This is a genomic window from Rhizobium sp. 0TCS1.26 (assembly GCF_050455525.1).
In the GTDB taxonomy this organism is placed as follows: Bacteria; Pseudomonadota; Alphaproteobacteria; order Rhizobiales; family Rhizobiaceae; genus Neorhizobium.
Genome location: NZ_JBCIYV010000002.1, coordinates 1,347,855 through 1,365,937, shown reverse-complemented (window position 1 = coordinate 1,365,937; position 18,083 = coordinate 1,347,855). Strand labels below are relative to the sequence as shown.

Here is an 18,083-nt window from a genome sequence, read left to right as displayed (position 1 = left end):
TCCGCAGATGCCCTTGAGACTGGTTCCCCGGGGATCAGGACAGCAGCGTCCGTGTCAGCGGGTGATCGACGTCGGCAAGGCCGTCGACGACGCTGAAATGATGTCGGTCCGGCTCCACATAGGCGCCGGTTTCAGCGCCGAGCCCCAGCCAGAGGCTGGCCATCAGCGCGTTCTGGCGAATGAACTCCGCCCGCTCGTTGCCGCCCACCCAGCAGAACAGCCGGGCTCCGTCGCCCGGGCTCATCAGCACCGGACTTTCGGCGGCGGCTTCTTCCGCGGAGAGCCGCAGGTTCTTGTTGAGCGAGGTGTTCACGAGTGGCCGCAGATCGTGCACGCCGGAGATCGACACCACGGTGCGCACCCGCTGGCGAATGGCAGGGGAAAGCGGTGACGTTGCAGCGATCATCCGCGTCACCAGATGGCCGCCGGCCGAGTGCCCGGTGAGGTGGATCGGCCCGTCGATCTCGTTCGCCGCATCGGTGATTGCCGCGCCGACCTCCTCGACGATCTGGCCGACCCGCACCTCCGGGCAGAGTGTGTAGCTGGGCATGGCGACCGCATAGCCGCTGTCCACAGAGCCGGCAGCCAGATGCGACCAGTAGGACTTGTCGAGGCCCTGCCAGTAGCCGCCATGCACGTAGACGACGAGGCCGCGCGGCGTTTCCTGCGGCAGGAAAAGATCGAAGCGGTTGCGCGGCTTGTCGGCGTAGGACAGATCGAGCTGCGCACGCCCGGCTGCCAGCAGCTGTTCGCGGTAGGTCCGGGCCGGCTCGACCCATGCCGCGGGCCAGGCCTCGCCGCACGGGATGTTGGCGCCATTGGTATAGGCGTCGTCCCAATCCTTGATCTGCTGGAAAATCATCTCGGCCTCTCGTCTTGTCGTCGTCTCAGAGCACGGTACGCACGCGCCACAGTTCTGGGAAGAGCTCCACCTCGAGCATCTTCTTCAGATACTGCGTGCCGGACGTTCCGCCGGTGCCGCGCTTGAAGCCGATCACCCGCTCGACGGTGGTCACGTGGTTGAACCGCCAGCGACGAAAATAGTCCTCGAAGTCAACGAGTTTCTCGGCAAGCTCGTAGAGGTGCCAGTATCGTTGCGGCGAGGCATAGACCTGTCGCCATGCCTCCAGCACCTCGGCGCTCTCGCGGCGGGTTTCCCGCCAGTCCGTCCGTGCCGCATCGGGCCCGATATCAAAGCCTTGGCGCGAAAGCAGCAGGATTGCCTCGTCATAGAGGCTGGGCCGCCAGAGGATCGCTTCTAGCTGCGCCAGAAGATCCGGCCGGTGCCGGTGCGGTCCCAGCATGGCCAGGTTGCGGTTGCCCGCCAGGAACTCGATCGCCCGGTACTGGCAGGACTGGAAGCCTGACGACTGGCCGAGCGCCTCGCGAAATTCGGTGTATTCGCTGGGCGTCATCGTGCGCAGCACGTCCCAGGCATTGTTCAGCTGTTCGAAGATGCGCGCCACGCGCGACAGCATCTTGAAGGCCGGCTGTGGTTGATCGCCCCGGATGGCGTTGATTGCCGAGCCGATCTCGTGGATGGCAAGCTTCATCCAGAGCTCGGACGTCTGGTGCTGGATGATGAACAGCATCTCGTCATGCGCCGAAGACAGCGGCTTCTGCGCCGAGAGGATCGGATCGAGCTGCAGGTAGTCCGTGTAGGACATCCGCTCCTGGAAGGACATCTGCGCGCCTTCCTCTGCCGGATCGTAGCGGTCTTCGGTCACGTCACGAGTGCCTTCTGCTTGAACTGCGCCACGTCCCACAACCGCTTGTCCATGATGTCGGACAGGATGTCGACGGCCGCCAGCACCTCGCGCTCGCCGATATAGAGCGGCGTGAAGCCGAAGCGGATGGCGTTCGGCGCGCGGAAGTCGCCGATCACGCCGCGCGAGATCAGCGCCTGCATGATCGCATAGCCTTCGTTGTGCAGGAACGAGACCTGGCTGCCGCGGCTGGCGCCGTCGCGCGGCGAGCCGAGCGTCAGCGACGGGCAGCGCCGTTCGACTTCCGCGATGAAGAGGTTGGTGAGCGCGATGGATCTGGACCGCACATCGGCCATGTCCACCGCGTCCCAGGCATCGAGTGCCGCGTCGAGAGCAGCGAGCGCGATGACCGGCGGGGTGCCGACGCGCATCCGGTCGATGCCGTCGCCCGGGCGGTAGCCGAGATCGAAGGCGAAGGGCTTTTCATGTCCCAGCCAGCCGGAGAGGGCAGGGCGTACGCTGTCGAGGTGACGGGGCGCGACGTAGATGAAGGCAGGCGCGCCCGGGCCTCCGTTCAGGTACTTGTAGGTGCAGCCGACGGCGAAATCGGCATCGGCACCGGCCAGATCGACAGGCAGCGCACCGGCGGAGTGCGCCAGATCCCAGACCGCCAGGGCGCCCGCCTGGTGCGCCTTCGCGGTCAGCGCCTTCATGTCGTGCAGCCGGCCGGTCCGGTAATCCACCTCCGTCAGCATCAGCACCGCAATGCTGTCGTCGATCGCCGCCTCGACCGCCTCCGGCTCCACCACCTTCAGGTGATAGCCGCGGTCGAGCGCGCCGATCAGTCCTTCGGCGATGTAGAGATCGGATGGGAAGTTGCCGCTGTCCGAGAGGATCACCCGGCGTTTCGGATCGGCTTCGGCGGCAAGCTGGATCGCCGAGGCAAGCGCCTGGTAGACCTTGATCGACAGCGTGTCGCCCATGACTACCGTGTCTTCCGGCGCGCCGATCAGCCGGCCGATGCGGTCGCCGATACGCCGCGGCATGTTCATCCAGCCCGCCTGATTCCAGCCGCGGATCAGCATCTCGCCCCACTGGTTCGTCATCAGCGACGCCACGCGTTCCGTCGCGGCAAGCGGCAGGGGCCCGAGCGAGTTGCCGTCGAGATAGATCACGCCCGCCGGCATGTGAAACAGCGCCCGTGTCCTGTCGAAATCCGTCATGCTTGCCACCTTCTGCACCCTCCGGAACTGCGCTGGCAGTCTCCACTCCTGCTGGAGTGCGGAGCATAGCGAAGACGATGCGGGTTTGAACCGAATTTTGCCCGACACCATCATTTGGTTGCCGCCGCGATCAGGGTGTCTTCGGAAACCGCTTGCTGAGATGCGGCGAACCCTGCAGGCCGAACCGCCATGGAAGATCGACGGCCTTGGTAATGCCGATCCGCGGACCGCAGACGATCGCCGGCTCCGACTGGCGAAGCTCGAGCCGGAACGGTGGCTGTTCGATCGATGCACCGTCCAGGCCGATATCGATGCCCAGGGCCTGCGCCAACCGGCCCGGCCCGGCACACAAAGTCAGCGGATCGGCCCGGCCGCGACGCTCGGCCATGCGTGACAGATCAAAGACCGGCTCCAGCGCCCGGATCAGCACGGCAGAGCCTGGCCGGCAGACGAAATTGAGGCACCAGTGGATGCCGTAGGATCGGTAGACATAAGCATGCGCAGGCGGCCCGAACATCGTCCGGTTGCGGATGCCCGGCCCGCGAAAGCTGTGCGACGCAGGATCGTCCGGCTGGTAGGCTTCCGTCTCGACGATCATCCCGCCGACCCCGTCGACGCTGAGCATGGCGCCGATCAGTTCGGATGCCACCGTGACGGCGCTACGGTCGAAGAAAGTCTGAAGCTGCATGGCACCAGTGTTCATGTCGTTGATGAATACTGTCTTATTGGTCGCCTGATGCGTTGAGAGCAAGAGCTGATGTCTGGGCCGGCTTGGCGCGGACGCCGGCTGATGAGATCCCGGTGATCGAGGTTGCGGTTTGCTTGCCGCGAATGGCGTCGGCGTGCATGGCTTCACAGTTGCCGGCTTGCCACCCGCCGGGCGAATCACTAGTTAAGCGCAAATGGCAGCACGCGACCGATATTCCCGAAAACTCGAATGCCCCCAATGCGGACATGCCGGCTTTGCCGAAGTGTCGGAGGACGACGACCCGCGCCGCAAGGATCCGGGCTTTTCGGTCGACGAGATGCCAAAAGGCTTCTTCACCGAATTCGCCTCCCGCGACCCGAAGAAATACATGCTGCGCTGCCAGTGCAGCCATAAGTTCCGCTTCGAAAGCAAGAGCGTCTACGCACCGGGTGGCGAACCACGGCGGTAGTGGCTGACAGGCGGCAGTTGTCTGATCGCTGTCGCATGGACTTGGTCCGACAGTCGGATACCGACCTCGTCGGCAACTCATCTCACCGACGGATCTGGAAGATCGCGACGGTGGATCGTGTTTGACGAACTCAGACTTCGATCAACTACCATAGACTAGGGAAAAGTTTGGTGGAGCTAAGCGGGATCGAACCGCTGACCTCTTGCATGCCATGCAAGCGCTCTCCCAGCTGAGCTATAGCCCCATCAGGGTACCGGGCATTCTCCGGTTCCGGGAACCCCGCCGAAGCAGTGCTTGCGTCGGGGTGGCGGCTTCATACGTCCGGTGTTTTCGGAGTGCAAGTCAAAAATGAAAAGCCCGGGCAATTTTTTCGCCCGGGCCGGAATTGTCTGATCAGACCTCGTCGTCGTCACCGCCGACACCGATGATGCCGGAGACATCGTCATCGTCGTCGTCTTCGTCGGCTTCCAGGAAGGTGTCGTCGTCGTCGCCTTCGATCTCGACGTCGTCATCGCCCATGTCCGGGATGTCGTCGCCGGATGCGGCCTCGTCACCTTCTTCGAGCGAGACCAGTTCGACGTCCGGGTTTTCGGCATCGACTTCCGCGACTTCCTCTTCCTCGGCCTGCTCCATCTTCATCTGGACGGTGTTCTCTTCGAAGAAGGAGAGCGGCCAGGATTTGCCCGTATACGGGGAAACCACCGGATCACGGTTCAGGTCGTAGAATTTCTTGCCCGTATCCGGGTCGGTGCGCTTGGTTCCAAGTTCCGCTTTTGCCACTGTCGAAGCCCCGTAAAATGGCCGATCTGTTCGGCGTTGCCGCGAAAGCGGCGCTGAAAATGCTAGCCGGTCCCCTTAATCGTTGTCCCCAGGCATGTCAAAGGCAAACTTGGCAGCCAAAGCCCCGGGTTTCCGCGGTGCCTGCGCATGACCGCGGATGTTTCTTGTGATAGGAGCCGGCAGCGAGGCTGGTTGCCCGCGTGCCGATCTCGCAGCGTTTCGCAGATGACAGGGTTTTGAGATGTCGCAGCCGGGGTATTTGGAGCCTGTCGAGCAGTCGAAACGGCCGAGGCTCGTGCTGAGAGCACCAGCTGAGGACCTGCCGCTTCTGTCGGTGCTTGCCCTGCTTCTGGCTGGCGTTTCGATCGGTCGCAGCAGGCTCGTCGGACTGGCTCAAAGCGGCGATCTCGTTGCGGCTGCGCAGGCGCTCGAGGCAATGGGCGTGATGATCGACCGGAGCGCTTCGGGCTGGGTGGTTGCCGGTGCAGGAAGCGGGGCCCTGCTCGAACCGTTGCAGGCGCTCGATTTCGAGAACGCGCCGCGCGCCTTCGCGCTGTTTGCCGGCATGGCCTCGAGCTATGATTTCCCGGTCACCTGCCGCCTGGACGCAGCACCCGATCCCGATCTTCTCGCTCCCCTTGCCGCAATGGGCGCACAGGTGGAGGCGCCGGATGCGGAATTGCAATTGCTTCCTTGTCAAACGGTCCTGCACGGTCCGCGCAGCGCAAATCCGATCTCGTGGATGACGCCCCACGTTTCCGAGGATATCGGTGCCGCCGTGCTTCTGGCCGGCCTGAATACGCCAGGTTGCACCTCTGTCGTGGCACCGCGGGAGCCAGAACGGCTGGTCGAGCTCTTCCGCAGCTTCGGTGCCGAGATCAAGTTGAGGCAGACCGGGTCAGGTCCGGCACAGATCGCGGTCACGGGTCGCAGACGGCTGATGGCAGCAGAAATCGTCTTCGACGGGAGCGAGGCTGCCGACAGCGCCGCCGGACAGAGATAGCCAGCCGATAGAGAAAGCCGACAGAGAAAGAAGGAGCGACATCGTGATCATCGCCATCGACGGACCGGCTGCGGCGGGGAAAGGCACGCTTTCACGCAGGATCGCCGAGACCTACGGCTTCCACCACCTGGACACCGGGCTCACCTATCGGGCGACGGCCAAGGCGCTGCTCGACGCGGGCCTGCCGCTTGATGATGAGGCGGTTGCGCAGAAGATGGCGCGGGACGTGGACCTTGCCGGGCTCGATCGTTCGGTGCTGGCGGTGCATTCGATCGGCGAGGCGGCATCCCGCATCGCCGTCATGCCGTCGGTTCGCAAGGCTCTGGTCGAGGCTCAGCGTGCCTTTTCGCAGCGTTTGCCGGGAACCGTCCTCGACGGCCGCGATATCGGCACCGTCGTATGTCCGGATGCGGCCGTGAAGCTTTACGTGACCGCATCCCCGGAGGTGCGCGCCGGACGCCGTTTTGACGAGATCGTCGCCAGTGGAAAGGCGGCCGATTATGCGGCCATCTTCGACGAGGTGAAGACGCGCGACGAACGCGATATGGGCCGGTCCGACAGTCCCTTGAAGCCGGCTCCGGATGCGCACTTGCTTGACACCTCGGAAATGAGTATAGAGGCCGCGTTCAGTGCCGCGAAGTCTATCATCGACGCCGCCCTGGAAAACAATTGACGGCCTGCCGGCTTGCCGGCCAGTCCATCGCAACAGCAAGCTCAAAGCGTAGGTCCCCGCGCCGGATTGCCTTCCAAAAGGAGGGCGGACCTCTCTTTGAGATCATCAACACGAACCCCCGGCGCCACCCGTGTCCGTAAAGGGACGCGACCAGGAGATTTCATGTCAGTAGCAAACCCCACGCGTGATGATTTCGCGGCCCTCCTCGAGGAATCCTTCGCAACCAACGATCTGGCCGAAGGCTATGTCACCAAAGGCATCGTCACCGGGATCGAGAAGGACATGGCCGTCGTTGACGTCGGCCTGAAGGTTGAAGGCCGCATCGCGCTGAAGGAATTCGGCGCCAAGGGCAAGGACGGCTCGCTCAAGGTCGGCGACGAAGTCGAGGTCTACGTCGAGCGCATCGAAAATGCACTTGGCGAAGCTGTTCTGTCGCGCGAGAAGGCTCGCCGCGAAGAAAGCTGGATCAAGCTCGAAGCCAAGTTCGAAGCCGGCGAGCGCGTCGAAGGCGTTATCTTCAACCAGGTCAAGGGTGGCTTCACCGTCGATCTGGATGGCGCTGTAGCCTTCCTTCCGCGTTCGCAGGTCGACATCCGTCCGATCCGCGACGTCACCCCGCTGATGCACAACCCGCAGCCCTTCGAAATCCTCAAGATGGACAAGCGTCGCGGCAACATCGTTGTTTCGCGTCGTACGGTTCTTGAAGAATCGCGTGCCGAGCAGCGTTCGGAAATCGTGCAGAACCTCGAAGAAGGCCAGGTTGTTGACGGCGTCGTCAAGAACATCACCGATTACGGTGCGTTCGTTGACCTCGGCGGCATCGACGGCCTGCTGCACGTCACCGACATGGCATGGCGCCGCGTCAACCATCCGTCGGAAATCCTGAACATCGGCCAGCAGGTCAAGGTTCAGATCATCCGCATCAACCAGGAAACCCACCGCATCTCGCTCGGCATGAAGCAGCTTGAGTCGGATCCGTGGGATGGCATCTCGGCCAAGTACCCGGTCGGCAAGAAGATCTCCGGTACCGTCACGAACATCACCGACTACGGTGCGTTCGTCGAGCTGGAGCCGGGCATCGAAGGCCTGATCCACATCTCCGAAATGTCCTGGACCAAGAAGAACGTACATCCCGGCAAGATCCTGTCCACGACGCAGGATGTCGACGTTGTCGTTCTCGAAGTCGATCCGTCGAAGCGCCGCATCTCGCTCGGCCTCAAGCAGACGCTGGAAAACCCGTGGCAGGCATTCGCCTTCAGCCACCCGTCCGGCACTGAAGTTGAGGGCGAAGTGAAGAACAAGACCGAATTCGGTCTGTTCATCGGCCTCGAAGGCGATGTCGACGGCATGGTTCACCTGTCGGATCTCGACTGGAACCGTCCGGGCGAACAGGTCATCGAAGAGTACAACAAGGGTGATGTCGTCAAGGCCGTCGTTCTCGACGTCGACGTTGACAAGGAGCGCATCTCGCTCGGCATCAAGCAGCTCGGCCGCGATGCGGTTGGTGAAGCTGCAACCTCCGGCGAACTGCGCAAGAACGCTGTCGTTTCGTGCGAAGTCATCGGCGTCAACGATGGCGGCGTGGAAGTGAAGCTCGTGGCTCACGAAGATGTCACGTCCTTCATCCGCCGTGGCGACCTTGCACGCGATCGCGACGATCAGCGTCCGGAGCGTTTCTCGGTTGGCCAGGTGTTCGACGCCCGCGTCGTCAACTTCTCCAAGAAGGACCGCAAGGTCATGCTGTCGATCAAGGCTCTCGAGATCGCAGAAGAGAAGGAAGCCGTTGCTCAGTTCGGTTCGTCCGATAGCGGCGCTTCGCTCGGCGATATCCTCGGCGCGGCTCTGAAGAACCGCGGCGGCGAATAATCCTCGCAAAGCCTCTAGATTAAAGAACCCGCCGGAGCGATCCGGCGGGTTTTTCATGTCCAATTGCGACGCGGCTGAAACCGCTACCAGTCCGTCATGCGTCGGTAGAACTGCTGGGCGTCCCTGGATGCCGCATCGCCTTCTTCGGCTGCGCCGGCTTCGCTTTCCGCTTCCTCATGGCCGTCCGAGTTGTCATCCGCCTGCTGATCCGATTGGCGACCGTTGTTGCCGCGCGATCCGTCTTCATCAACCCTGTCGACCGCCGAGACGGATGGACGGTCCTCATCTTCATCCTCCTCCTCCTCACGCGGAGGATAGGGAACATAGACGGGAACCAGCGCGTCGCGTGGCGCTGCACGCGCCAGCAGCACCGCCTGGGCGACGACGGCAAGCTGTAGTTCCGCAGGACTGATGTCGGTACCGGCGTGAGGATCTGCCGGTGGCGACATTTCCATCTCGGCCGCAAGCGAGGCAGGTTCGCCAGCCAGGCCTGCGCTTTCGCTCATCCCGACCAATGCTGGCGTGGCCATGGCAGCGCGACCGTCGATCGGTGATCCTGCCGATGCGGGAGGAGATGAGCTGGTCGGTGGGCCCTCGGCTTGCATCTGCACGGTTGCAGGTCCGTCTGCGGCGGCGCCCGCCAACCAGCCGGTTCCAAGGATCGCGGCGACCAGCCCGCCTCCGGCTGCCCGGGCAGCCGATGGCATGCCGGACGAACCGGGAGTGGCAGCTGCTTGCGTTGCCGCAGAAGTGAGCGCGCGCTCGCGGAGAAGCGCCATGGCGTCGTAGGTAATTTCTTCGGTGGTGCCCTGCAGTGACCGGGCACGGGCTGCCACGGCTTCACCCGCATCGGCAACGGCTTGCGACGCCGCGTCGTCCTTCAACGGCTGCTCGGCGCCCTGCACATCCTGCTGGGCAATTGCCTCTGCCTGTAACCCCCGGACGATGGCTCGGCCGCCTGAAACTGTCGGGGAGACCGTCTCCGCGACGGCTGCTCCGTCCTTGCCTCCGGCACGCATCGCCTCGGATTGAGACTCTCCGGTTTCGACTGAAACTGTCGTTGCGGGAGCCGCAGGCCGAGCTGTCTCTGCGCGGTCGCCTGTATGGTCGGCAGGGGTATTGGACAGCGCGCTGGCTGCGCGTGGCTCCGGCGCTGCCGAGGCGCCGACTGGCGAGAGAGCTGCAGTGACCTGCGTGGGGGCAGGCACCGAACCCGCGGCTGCAGAGGGGAGACGGCTCGGCAGCGTCGGCGGTCGCGCGGCGATCGCGGCGGGCATGCCGGAACTGTCGTTCTGGCGGTAGGAACTGACGACGCCTCGGGCTGCGAGGTCGCGATCCCTGGCTGTGCGGCTTTCCAGCTGCAGCGACAGCCGCGTGGCTTCCGGTCCGGCCGGGTTCTGGAGGATCTCGGCGAGCAGCCGGATCGTCAATCCCTTGACCAGCTGGTTAAGCGCCCGCTGAAGGGCAGCCCTCTGGGCGCTGGAGAGGGCGGCGATCGCCTCGGCGATGCGTCCGGCATAGTCGGACAGCGGCTCGCTTTCGCGTCGGGCGATCTTCATCATTGCGCCGACGGTTTCGGCGGCCACGGACAGGCCCTGTGCCAACTGCATCTGGCCGGACACCGAGAGGATCGTCAGGCGGTCGGTTGCCGGGGTCAGAGCCGTGGCATCAGACGGCACCCGCGCCTCGGCAGGTGGCTGGCCGATCAGGACCCGGGGGGTGGCGGCAACGACCTGCGGCTGGTTCGACTGACCGCGCAGGATGTCCGTGACTGAGGCGACGGGCGGCAACACGGGCTGCTCCACGCTGGTCGATTGACGGGACAGGCTGGCCTTGGCTGATATGTAAATGCGACTTCGATTTGTCGCTGCCGCAGCGCCTCATGGCGTCTTGTAGGCCGTATGACAAATGATGATGCCGGGAAATGGTTAACGAATGGCTAACGCACGTCCCGGCCCTGAAATTGGCTTTCAACCAACCGCGGCCGATACCGCGCGCCGGCGCTGGCAAGCCTCAGCTGTGTGCGAAGATGTCGGTCTCTTCCCAGCCAAGCAGGTCGAGCTTGGCCCGCGTCGGCAGGAACGCGAAGCATGCTTCCGCCAGATGCAGCCGTTCGTCGCGGATCAGCCGCTGGGTCAGCTTGTCCTTCAGCGCATGCAGGTGCAGAACGTCGGAGGCGGCGTATTCCAGCTGTGCCGGCGAAAGCGTCGCTGCCGCCCAATCCGACTGCTGCTGAGCCTTGGAGACGTCGACGTCGAGCATCTCCTTGAGATTGTCCTTCAGCCCGTGACGGTCCGTATAGGTGCGTGCGAGCCGTGAGGCGATCTTGGTGCAGAAGACATTGGCGGTCGTCACGCCGAAGGTGTGGAAGAGCACGGCGATATCGAACCGCCCGTAGTGGAAGATCTTCTCGCGGCGCTCGTCGGCGAGCATCTCGACAAGGTTCGGCGCCTGCTGCTGGCCTGCTGCAATGCGGATCACGTCGGCCGAGCCGTCGCCGGGCGAGAGCTGCACGACGCAGAGCCGGTCACGACGCGGCACCAGCCCGAGCGTCTCGGTATCAATGGCAATGGCGCCGGCGTAGCGTGCCGCATCCTCGGCCGAAATATCTCCCTCGTGGTAGCGAATGGTAGCCATCATGAAATCCTTCTGTCTCGTTGGCATCGCTATAGCGCAACTGTGGCGAACTGGATATGCCCCGGAGATGCACGTGCGAGCGGCAGCAGCGACGGGAGCCCTGCATGGGATGCATTGCTGCAATGCAGCAGTACGGCTTGCGTGAATCAGGTGCCGTCGCTAAATATTGAGCATCGAAGCGGCGCACTCCTCCTCCCAGCGTCGCCAGATGAGATCGGTAATCTCCTCCTCCTCCCAATTGCCGATCAAGTTTAAAAGCCTGCCGCACCTCCTCCCGCGGCAGGCTTTTTCATTTTCAGGCATAGCTTTCAATTGTTCGCCAGATGGACTTCTCCTTTGCGAGGAAGCAAGGGCGCCCGAGGCGCCCCCCCAGAATCAGAGTGCGGCAATCGCCTGCATCACACCGTCATCGATCTCCAGTCCCTGTTCCAGAGCGTGGCGCCGCAGAGAGCGGCCTCTGCGTCCGGGAAGCCGCACGCCGTCTTCGCTCTGCATGGCCTGCGCCAAAGCACCCAGCCGTTCGGCTACGCCCGCACCAGCGGTCGCCTGCGGATCGAAGGCGATGATGAAATGGCCGAGTGCTGGCGGTGGCCCCTTGTCGTCGAACAGCGAGCTTGCCTCATAAGAGAAATGCGCACCGGTCAGCCCGGCTGCCAGCACCTCGACCATGAACGCAAGAGCAGCGCCCTTCGCCCCGCCGGCCGGCGCCATTGTGCCCTTCATCGCCGCGTCGGGATCGGTGGTCGGATGACCGTCGGCATCCAGAGCCCAGTCGTCGGGGATGGCGACGCCCTTCTGCTGTGCTTCCATCACCTTGCCGCGCGCCACCTTCGAGAGTGCCAGATCGATGACGATCGGATCGGCATCCGTCAGCGGCACCGCGAAAGCGATGGGATTGGTTCCGTACACCGGCTTCTTGCCACCCCAAGGCGCCATCGCCGCCGGCGCGTTGGCGAACATCATCGCAATCAGGCCCTGTTCGGCAAACCGTTCGACGGTGAGGGCCATGACCCCGGCATGGTGAGAACGATGAATGGCGGCGGAAGCGATGCCCTGGCTACGCGCCAGCGGTGCAAGCTCGGCGACCGCCAGATCGAGAGCCGGATAGGCAAAGCCGAAGCCGGCATCGATCGACAGCGCTCCCGGACGGCGGAGCTCCGTGAACGGCTCTGCCCGGCCATCGACCTTTCCGGCGCGGACCTGTTTGACATAGGCCGGAACCCGACGCAGGCCGTGCCCCGATTGCCCGGCGGCCTCGGCGGCGACCAGTGCGCGAGCGACCGAGCGCGCCGCGGAGGGGAGGACGTCATTCGTTTCGAAGACGGCGGAGATCTGCCGTTCCAGCTCGGCAAGCGGGGTGTGCATTTTGCAGGTTCCTGAGGCGGTGGGCCGCAGGCAGAGAGCATGCGACCCGGTGGGAGGTCAGCCGCCGCCTTAGCAGTTCCTGAAGCCGAGCGGAACCGTCACCTTGTTGCCGACGCCGGCCGGCGGTGCCGGAACCGGTGAGGCGCGCCGCACCAGATCCACCATGTAGCTGTCGAAATCAGGCGATCCCGACGAGCGCGACAGGCCGACGCCGCTGAGATTACCGCTATTGTCGATGCGGAACGTCACATAGGCGGTGCTACCGCGGCCGGCCGCAGGGCATTTACCCTTTTGACGGGCAAGATGGGCGGCGAGGCGGCTCTGCCAGCGGACAGGCGACACGGAAGAGCGCGCGACGTTGTCCGATGTCTTGGGAGCCGCGGTACGGTTCGACTGCTGCACCTCAGCCTTAGCCTGCTGGCTCTCCCTGGCGGCCGGTGCCGGCGGCTTCGGCCGTGGACGTTCGGCAACCGGCTTGCGCACCGGCTTCGGCTCTTGCTTCTTCACCTCGGGTTTCGGCTCGACCGGTTCGGGCGGCCGCACGACCGGCAACGGCACCTCGACCTTGCTCAGCAGCGCCAGCTGCTGTTCGGCCTGCACGTCGACTTCCGGCTCGACGGGCTCCGGCGTAGGTTCGGGAGTGGTCTCGGCGACCTCCGGCTCCGGCGGCTCGGGTTGAACCTCCTCGACGACCGGTTCGGGCTGCGGCGGCTCTGGCGGAGGCGTAACCTCCGGCGGCGGCTCGGGCGGAACGGGCGTCGGCTCGGGTGGTGGTTCTTCAACCGGCTCCACCGTCTCGCTCTTCACTTCCTGCGAATCCTGCTGCTCCTCGGAGACCACCGTCTCTTCGATCGCCGCTGCTTCCGGCTCTGGCGCCAGCTCGATCATGATGGCAGCGGGCGCGCCTGGAGGCGCCGCGCTATCCGGCTCCTGGCGTAGCAGGACCGCCGCTCCGGCAATATGCGCGACAAGCACGACAGCGGCGGCGCCACTCCAGAGCATGGCCTCGCCGATCTTACGGTTACGGCTGCGCGGGACGATGGGGCTCATGGTGTGGCTCCGGGAACGCCTCCGGCCGCCGGTGTGGCGGTCGAGGCCGGTACGGCGGGCGCCGCACTGGGGACCGATTCCAGACCGACCAGCGCGATCTTCAGATAACCCGCGTCACGCAGCAGGTTCATCACTTCCATGAAGTGCCCGTAGTCGACAGCCTTGTCGGCACGCAGGAAGATGCGTGTTTCGCGATCGCCCTCGGTGACGCGTTCCAGCGTCGCTGCAAGCTGTTCGCGTGTAACGGCGTCATTGCCTATATTAAGGCTCAGGTCGTCCTTGACGGTCAGGTAGAGCGGCTCGTCCGGACGTTGCGCAGGCGTCGCCGTCGAGGCTGGCAGATCGACATTGACGTCGACAGTTGCCAGCGGCGCTGCGACCATGAAGATGATCAGCAGAACCAGCATGACGTCGATGAACGGCGTCACGTTGATCTCATGGTTTTCCTGCAGGTCGTCGCCGTGATTGTCGCGAATGCCTCCGGCCATGGTTCACTCTCCAGCCACCAGCGAGACGGGCGTCTTGCGCGCGCCCGGCGGTACCTTGCGGAAGTCCAGGTCGCGGCTCACCAGCCGCTCGACGCCGGCTGCGGCATCGGCCAGCAGCTGTCGGTAGCCCGTGATCGAGCGGGCAAAGATATTGTAGATCACCACTGCCGGGATGGCGGCGACCAGGCCGATCGCGGTTGCCAGCAGTGCTTCGGCGATGCCGGGTGCGACGACCGCGAGATTGGTGGTCTGCGACTCCGAGATGCCGATGAACGAGTTCATGATCCCCCAGACGGTGCCGAACAGCCCGACGAACGGTCCGACGGAGCCGATGGTGGCAAGTGCGCCGGTACCGCGCGTCATCCGCCGCCCGGCATAGGATTCGATCCGGCCCAGCGTCGACGACACGCGTTCCTTGACGCCGCCATTCTCGGCGTGATCCAGTGCGCCTTCGGAAAGCTGCAGTTCGCGGGCCGCCTCGCGCAGCATGAGCGCCGCCGGTCCGCCGCGTTTTTCGGTAGCAGCGAGAGCTTCCGACAGGGTTTTCGAGCCGCGGATGGACTTGATCACCGTCTTGGCCCGCCGGCTTGCACCCGCCAGTTCCAGCGACTTTGCCACCCATACGGTCCAGGTGATCAGCGAGGCGATGGCGAGACCGATCATCACGCTCTTCACCACCCAGTCGGCTGCCATGAACATGCCGACTGGCGACAGGTTGTGCGGGATGTCAGTTCGTGCGTCGGCGTCCAGGAACTGCGGAATGAGGCCGGCCGGCTCAGCTTCCGGAGCGGGCGCGACGTCTGGCGCAGGCGTGCCGTCCTGTGGCTGAGCGTTCTGTGGCTGAGGGTTCTGCGGCGCCGGGAGGCTCTGCGGTGCGGCATTGTCCGTGGCGGGTGCAGGCTGCGGCTGAACGGTTTCCGTCGGTGCCGGTGGCGCGGTCTGGGCGAACGCCGTGGGCGTGGCGAGCGTCAGTCCGGCAAGCACCGCGATCAGCGGCAGCGACGAAAACCGTTCGATCGACCGGGCGGTGGTAGACTGGATCGGCATGACGAACTCCGGACATGTTTTTGCGTAGGCGCTGCCTCAAGGGACGCTGCGGGCCCACGGGCAGAGAAGGCGAACGAAGCCATCGTGGCGCCGCGCTCGCATCGTATGGCTACCGGATAATAAACATGAGTAACTTTGACAACTATTTTATGTCGCAGATGCGAAAAGAATAATGAAATGCGTGCGGGGGAGTGAGGCCGCCGGCATCCGGATACGAAAACGCCGGGCACGAGGCCCGGCGCTTTGCGATTTTCTTGTGACGGAGGCTTAGAGCGTCCGGGTGATATGCTCGACGCGGAAGCACTCGATCGTATCGCCGGCGCGGATGTCTTCGTAGTTCTCGAAGGCCATGCCGCATTCCTGGCCCATCGGCACTTCGGCCACTTCGTCCTTGAAGCGCTTGAGCGTCTTGAGCTTGCCTTCGTGGATGACGACGTTGTCGCGCAGCAGGCGGACGCCCGCACCACGTTCGACCTTGCCTTCGATGACGCGGCAACCCGCGACCTTGCCGGTCTTGGTGATGTTGAACACCTCCAGGATTTCGGCATTGCCGAGGAAGGTCTCGCGGCGTTCCGGCGACAGCAGGCCCGACATCGCTGCCTTCACGTCATCCACCAGATCGTAGATGATGTTGTAGTAGCGAATTTCGAGACCGCCACGCTCGGCTGCCGTACGCGCCTGCGCATTGGCACGAACGTTGAAGCCGATGATTGCCGCTTCCGAGGACTCGGCGAGCGAGATATCGGATTCGGTGATCGCGCCGGCGCCGGAGTGCACGATGCGAGCACGGACTTCGTCGGTACCGAGCTTGTCGAGCGCGCCGATGATGGCTTCGACGGAACCCTGTACGTCGCCCTTGATGAGCAGCGGGAACTCCTTGTAGCCGGTGTTCTGCAGCTTGCTCATCATCTGTTCGAGCGAACCACGTTGGCCGGACTGACGGGCGGCTGCCTTGTCGCGGGTCAGGCGCTGGCGGTACTCGGAGATCTCGCGGGCGCGGCTCTCGTTCTCGACGACGGCGAAACGGTCGCCGGCAGCAGGCGTCGCCGAAAGGCCAAGCACTTCGACCGGCATGGCCGGACCGGCTTCCTTGACCTGTTCGCCCTTGTCGGTGACAAGCGCGCGCACACGGCCCCACTGGTCGCCGGCAACGATGATCTGGCCTGGCTTCAGCGTGCCCTTCTGGACGAGCACGGTTGCCACGGCACCACGGCCACGGTCGAGCTGCGCTTCGATGACGATGCCCTCGGCCGTACGGCTCGGGTCCGCCTTCAGGTCGAGGATTTCGGCCTGCAGCAGGATCGCCTCGAGCAGCTTGTCGAGGTTGGTCTTGTTCTTCGCCGACACTTCGACGTCGAGCACTTCACCGCCCAGCGATTCCACGAACACTTCGTGCTGCAGAAGCTGCTGACGCACCTTGTCCGGATTGGCTTCGTGCTTGTCGATCTTGTTGATCGCCACGATGATCGGAACGCCAGCCGCCTTGGCATGGCTGATCGATTCGATCGTCTGCGGCATCACGCTGTCGTCGGCTGCGACCACGAGGATCGCGATATCCGTCGCCTGTGCACCACGGGCACGCATCGCCGTAAAGGCGGCGTGACCGGGCGTGTCGATGAAGGTGATCTTCTGGCCGTTCTGTTCGACCTGGTAGGCACCGATATGCTGGGTGATGCCACCGGCCTCGCCGGACACGACGTTCGCCTGACGGATGGCGTCGAGCAGCGAGGTCTTGCCGTGGTCGACGTGACCCATGATGGTCACGACCGGAGGACGCGACACCAGTTCGCCCGCGTCGTCGGCAACGTTGAAGATGCCTTCCTCGACGTCGGATTCCGACACGCGCTTGACGGTGTGGCCGAATTCGGTCGCGATGAGTTCGGCAAGGTCGGCGTCGATGACGTCGCCCGGCTTCATCATCTGGCCTTCCTTCATCAGGTACTTGATCACGTCGACGGCCCGTTCGGCCATACGCTGCGACAGCTCCTGAATGGTGATGGTTTCCGGCAGGATGACCTCGCGCATGACCTTTTCGCGCGGTTCCTGCATCTGGCTGCGGCGGAACTTTTCCTGGCGGCGGCGCATGGCCGACAACGAGCGGCCACGAGCATTGCCGTCTTCATCGGTACCGGCGGTGGTGACCGTCAGCTTGCCGCGGCGGCGATCTTCTTCCTTCGGACGTGCAGGAACCTTGGCGGGTGCCGGAGCGGCAACCTTGCCACGTCCCGGGATACCGCGCGGCGGGCCGCGATCGTCGTCTTCGTCGCCGCCCTTGCGGCCACGTACCACGCCTGGCTGTGCCGGAGCAGCAGCCGGAGCGCCGGGACGTGCCGACTGCGGACGGCCATCGGCGCCGCGTGCGGGAACCGGAGCGGGCGCTGCGGCCTGTTGAGCCGCTGCCTCGGCAGCAGCCGCAGCCGCAGCTTCGGCCGCAGCGGCTTCGGCGGCTGCATGCGGGTTGAGCCGTGCTTCCTCGGCGCGACGGATCGCTTCGAGACGTTCTTCCTCGGCACGGCGCTCGTCGTCGGCCTTGCGGCGCGCTTCGTCTTCGGCGCGCTGCTTGGCTTCGATGATGTCACGGGCCTGGGCGTCGGCAAGTGCGCGACGACGGGCATCCATTTCACTGGCCGAAAGGTCGTGCAGGACGGTGCCGCGCGGCCGGTCGGGCTGGCGCTGCGGGCTCGGCTGCGGACGCTGGCCGGACTGCTGCGGACGCTGGCCTGCCTGATGCGGGCGCTGCGACGGCTGGCTCGGCTGCGGGGTGCGCGGCGAAGGTGCCTGAGGTGCTGCTGGGCGCGGGGCGGCAGCAGGAGCTGCTTCAGCGGTGCGCTGCGGCTGTACGGGTGCTGCCACCGGCGTGATCGGCTTTTCGTCCAGCGGTCGGGTGGGGCGGCGCTTCACGGTCTCGACCACGACCGCCTTCGTGCGCCCGCGGCCCATGTCCTGGCGCACGGTACCCTGGCTCATTCCTGACGGCTTCAGGGTGAGGGTCTTCTTTACGCCGAGCGTCTTGTCGTCTTTGTTGTCGGTCATTCCGTTCCTGTTCCTTCGGACGGGAACGGATGGCGACCATCAAATCCCGTCGATT

General features: G+C 64.5%; 16 protein-coding genes and 1 tRNA gene. 4 read left to right on the top strand and 13 right to left on the bottom strand.

Features of this window, described 5'->3' with window-relative positions; all coding sequences use genetic code 11:
- Nucleotides 1-34: 34 nt before the first annotated feature.
- From AAIH46_RS13915 to AAIH46_RS13900, 4 genes are all read right to left on the bottom strand, one after another.
- Nucleotides 35-862 carry an alpha/beta hydrolase gene (locus AAIH46_RS13915; RefSeq protein WP_430306463.1) on the bottom strand — a complete coding sequence of 276 codons (828 nt, stop codon included), beginning with the start codon at nt 860-862 and terminating at the stop codon, nt 35-37.
- Nucleotides 863-887: 25 nt separating this feature from the next.
- Nucleotides 888-1,685, bottom strand: coding sequence for a tryptophan 2,3-dioxygenase (kynA, locus tag AAIH46_RS13910; RefSeq protein WP_430306570.1), 798 nt, complete (start codon nt 1,683-1,685; stop codon nt 888-890).
- 38 nt (nt 1,686-1,723) lie between these two features.
- A complete protein-coding gene (kynU, locus tag AAIH46_RS13905; RefSeq protein WP_430306462.1) occupies nt 1,724-2,929 on the bottom strand; it encodes a kynureninase in 1,206 nt (401 codons plus the stop codon).
- A gap of 130 nt (nt 2,930-3,059) precedes the next feature.
- Nucleotides 3,060-3,680 (bottom strand): DNA-3-methyladenine glycosylase, encoded by a 621-nt coding sequence (locus AAIH46_RS13900; RefSeq protein WP_430306461.1) that lies wholly within the window; start codon nt 3,678-3,680, stop codon nt 3,060-3,062.
- 151 nt (nt 3,681-3,831) lie between these two features.
- Here AAIH46_RS13900 and AAIH46_RS13895 point away from each other — a divergent pair, with 151 nt between their 5' ends.
- A complete protein-coding gene (locus AAIH46_RS13895; RefSeq protein WP_430306460.1) occupies nt 3,832-4,086 on the top strand; it encodes a hypothetical protein in 255 nt (84 codons plus the stop codon).
- 168 nt (nt 4,087-4,254) lie between these two features.
- Here the strand turns inward: AAIH46_RS13895 and AAIH46_RS13890 are convergent.
- A tRNA-Ala gene (locus AAIH46_RS13890) sits at nt 4,255-4,330 on the bottom strand.
- Between the two features lie 149 nt (nt 4,331-4,479).
- Nucleotides 4,480-4,866, bottom strand: a complete 387-nt coding sequence (locus AAIH46_RS13885) for a TIGR02300 family protein (RefSeq protein WP_430306459.1) — start codon at nt 4,864-4,866, stop codon at nt 4,480-4,482.
- 295 nt (nt 4,867-5,161) lie between these two features.
- On the opposite strand from AAIH46_RS13885, the gene AAIH46_RS13880 reads away from it, so the two are divergent.
- From AAIH46_RS13880 to rpsA, 3 genes are all read left to right on the top strand, one after another.
- Entirely contained in the window at nt 5,162-5,869 is a 708-nt protein-coding gene (locus tag AAIH46_RS13880) for a hypothetical protein (protein WP_430306458.1), read from the top strand.
- Between the two features lie 40 nt (nt 5,870-5,909).
- Nucleotides 5,910-6,542, top strand: coding sequence for a (d)CMP kinase (cmk, locus tag AAIH46_RS13875; protein WP_430306569.1), 633 nt, complete (start codon nt 5,910-5,912; stop codon nt 6,540-6,542).
- A gap of 162 nt (nt 6,543-6,704) precedes the next feature.
- Complete coding sequence (rpsA, locus tag AAIH46_RS13870; protein WP_430306457.1) at nt 6,705-8,408, top strand: 30S ribosomal protein S1; 1,704 nt, start codon at nt 6,705-6,707, stop codon at nt 8,406-8,408.
- A gap of 83 nt (nt 8,409-8,491) precedes the next feature.
- Here rpsA and AAIH46_RS13865 read toward each other — a convergent pair whose 3' ends face one another.
- The 7 genes from AAIH46_RS13865 to infB all read right to left on the bottom strand — a co-directional run bounded on the left by AAIH46_RS13865 (nt 8,492) and on the right by infB (nt 18,028).
- Nucleotides 8,492-10,201, bottom strand: a complete 1,710-nt coding sequence (locus AAIH46_RS13865; protein ID WP_430306456.1) for a hypothetical protein — start codon at nt 10,199-10,201, stop codon at nt 8,492-8,494.
- Between the two features lie 220 nt (nt 10,202-10,421).
- A complete protein-coding gene (locus AAIH46_RS13860; RefSeq protein ID WP_430306455.1) occupies nt 10,422-11,048 on the bottom strand; it encodes a ribonuclease D in 627 nt (208 codons plus the stop codon).
- A gap of 372 nt (nt 11,049-11,420) precedes the next feature.
- A complete protein-coding gene (locus tag AAIH46_RS13855) occupies nt 11,421-12,410 on the bottom strand; it encodes an Ldh family oxidoreductase (protein ID WP_430306454.1) in 990 nt (329 codons plus the stop codon).
- A gap of 69 nt (nt 12,411-12,479) precedes the next feature.
- Nucleotides 12,480-13,460 (bottom strand): energy transducer TonB family protein, encoded by a 981-nt coding sequence (locus tag AAIH46_RS13850; RefSeq protein WP_430306453.1) that lies wholly within the window; start codon nt 13,458-13,460, stop codon nt 12,480-12,482.
- Nucleotides 13,457-13,948: a TonB system transport protein ExbD gene (exbD, locus tag AAIH46_RS13845; RefSeq protein ID WP_430306452.1), complete on the bottom strand. Its 492-nt coding sequence runs from the start codon at nt 13,946-13,948 to the stop codon at nt 13,457-13,459. Before exbD ends, AAIH46_RS13850 begins: the two co-directional genes overlap by 4 nt.
- A 3-nt stretch (nt 13,949-13,951) precedes the next feature.
- Nucleotides 13,952-14,995: a tonB-system energizer ExbB gene (gene exbB / locus AAIH46_RS13840; protein ID WP_430306451.1), complete on the bottom strand. Its 1,044-nt coding sequence runs from the start codon at nt 14,993-14,995 to the stop codon at nt 13,952-13,954.
- 267 nt (nt 14,996-15,262) lie between these two features.
- A complete protein-coding gene (gene infB, locus AAIH46_RS13835; RefSeq protein ID WP_430306450.1) occupies nt 15,263-18,028 on the bottom strand; it encodes a translation initiation factor IF-2 in 2,766 nt (921 codons plus the stop codon).
- Nucleotides 18,029-18,083 lie beyond the last annotated feature (55 nt).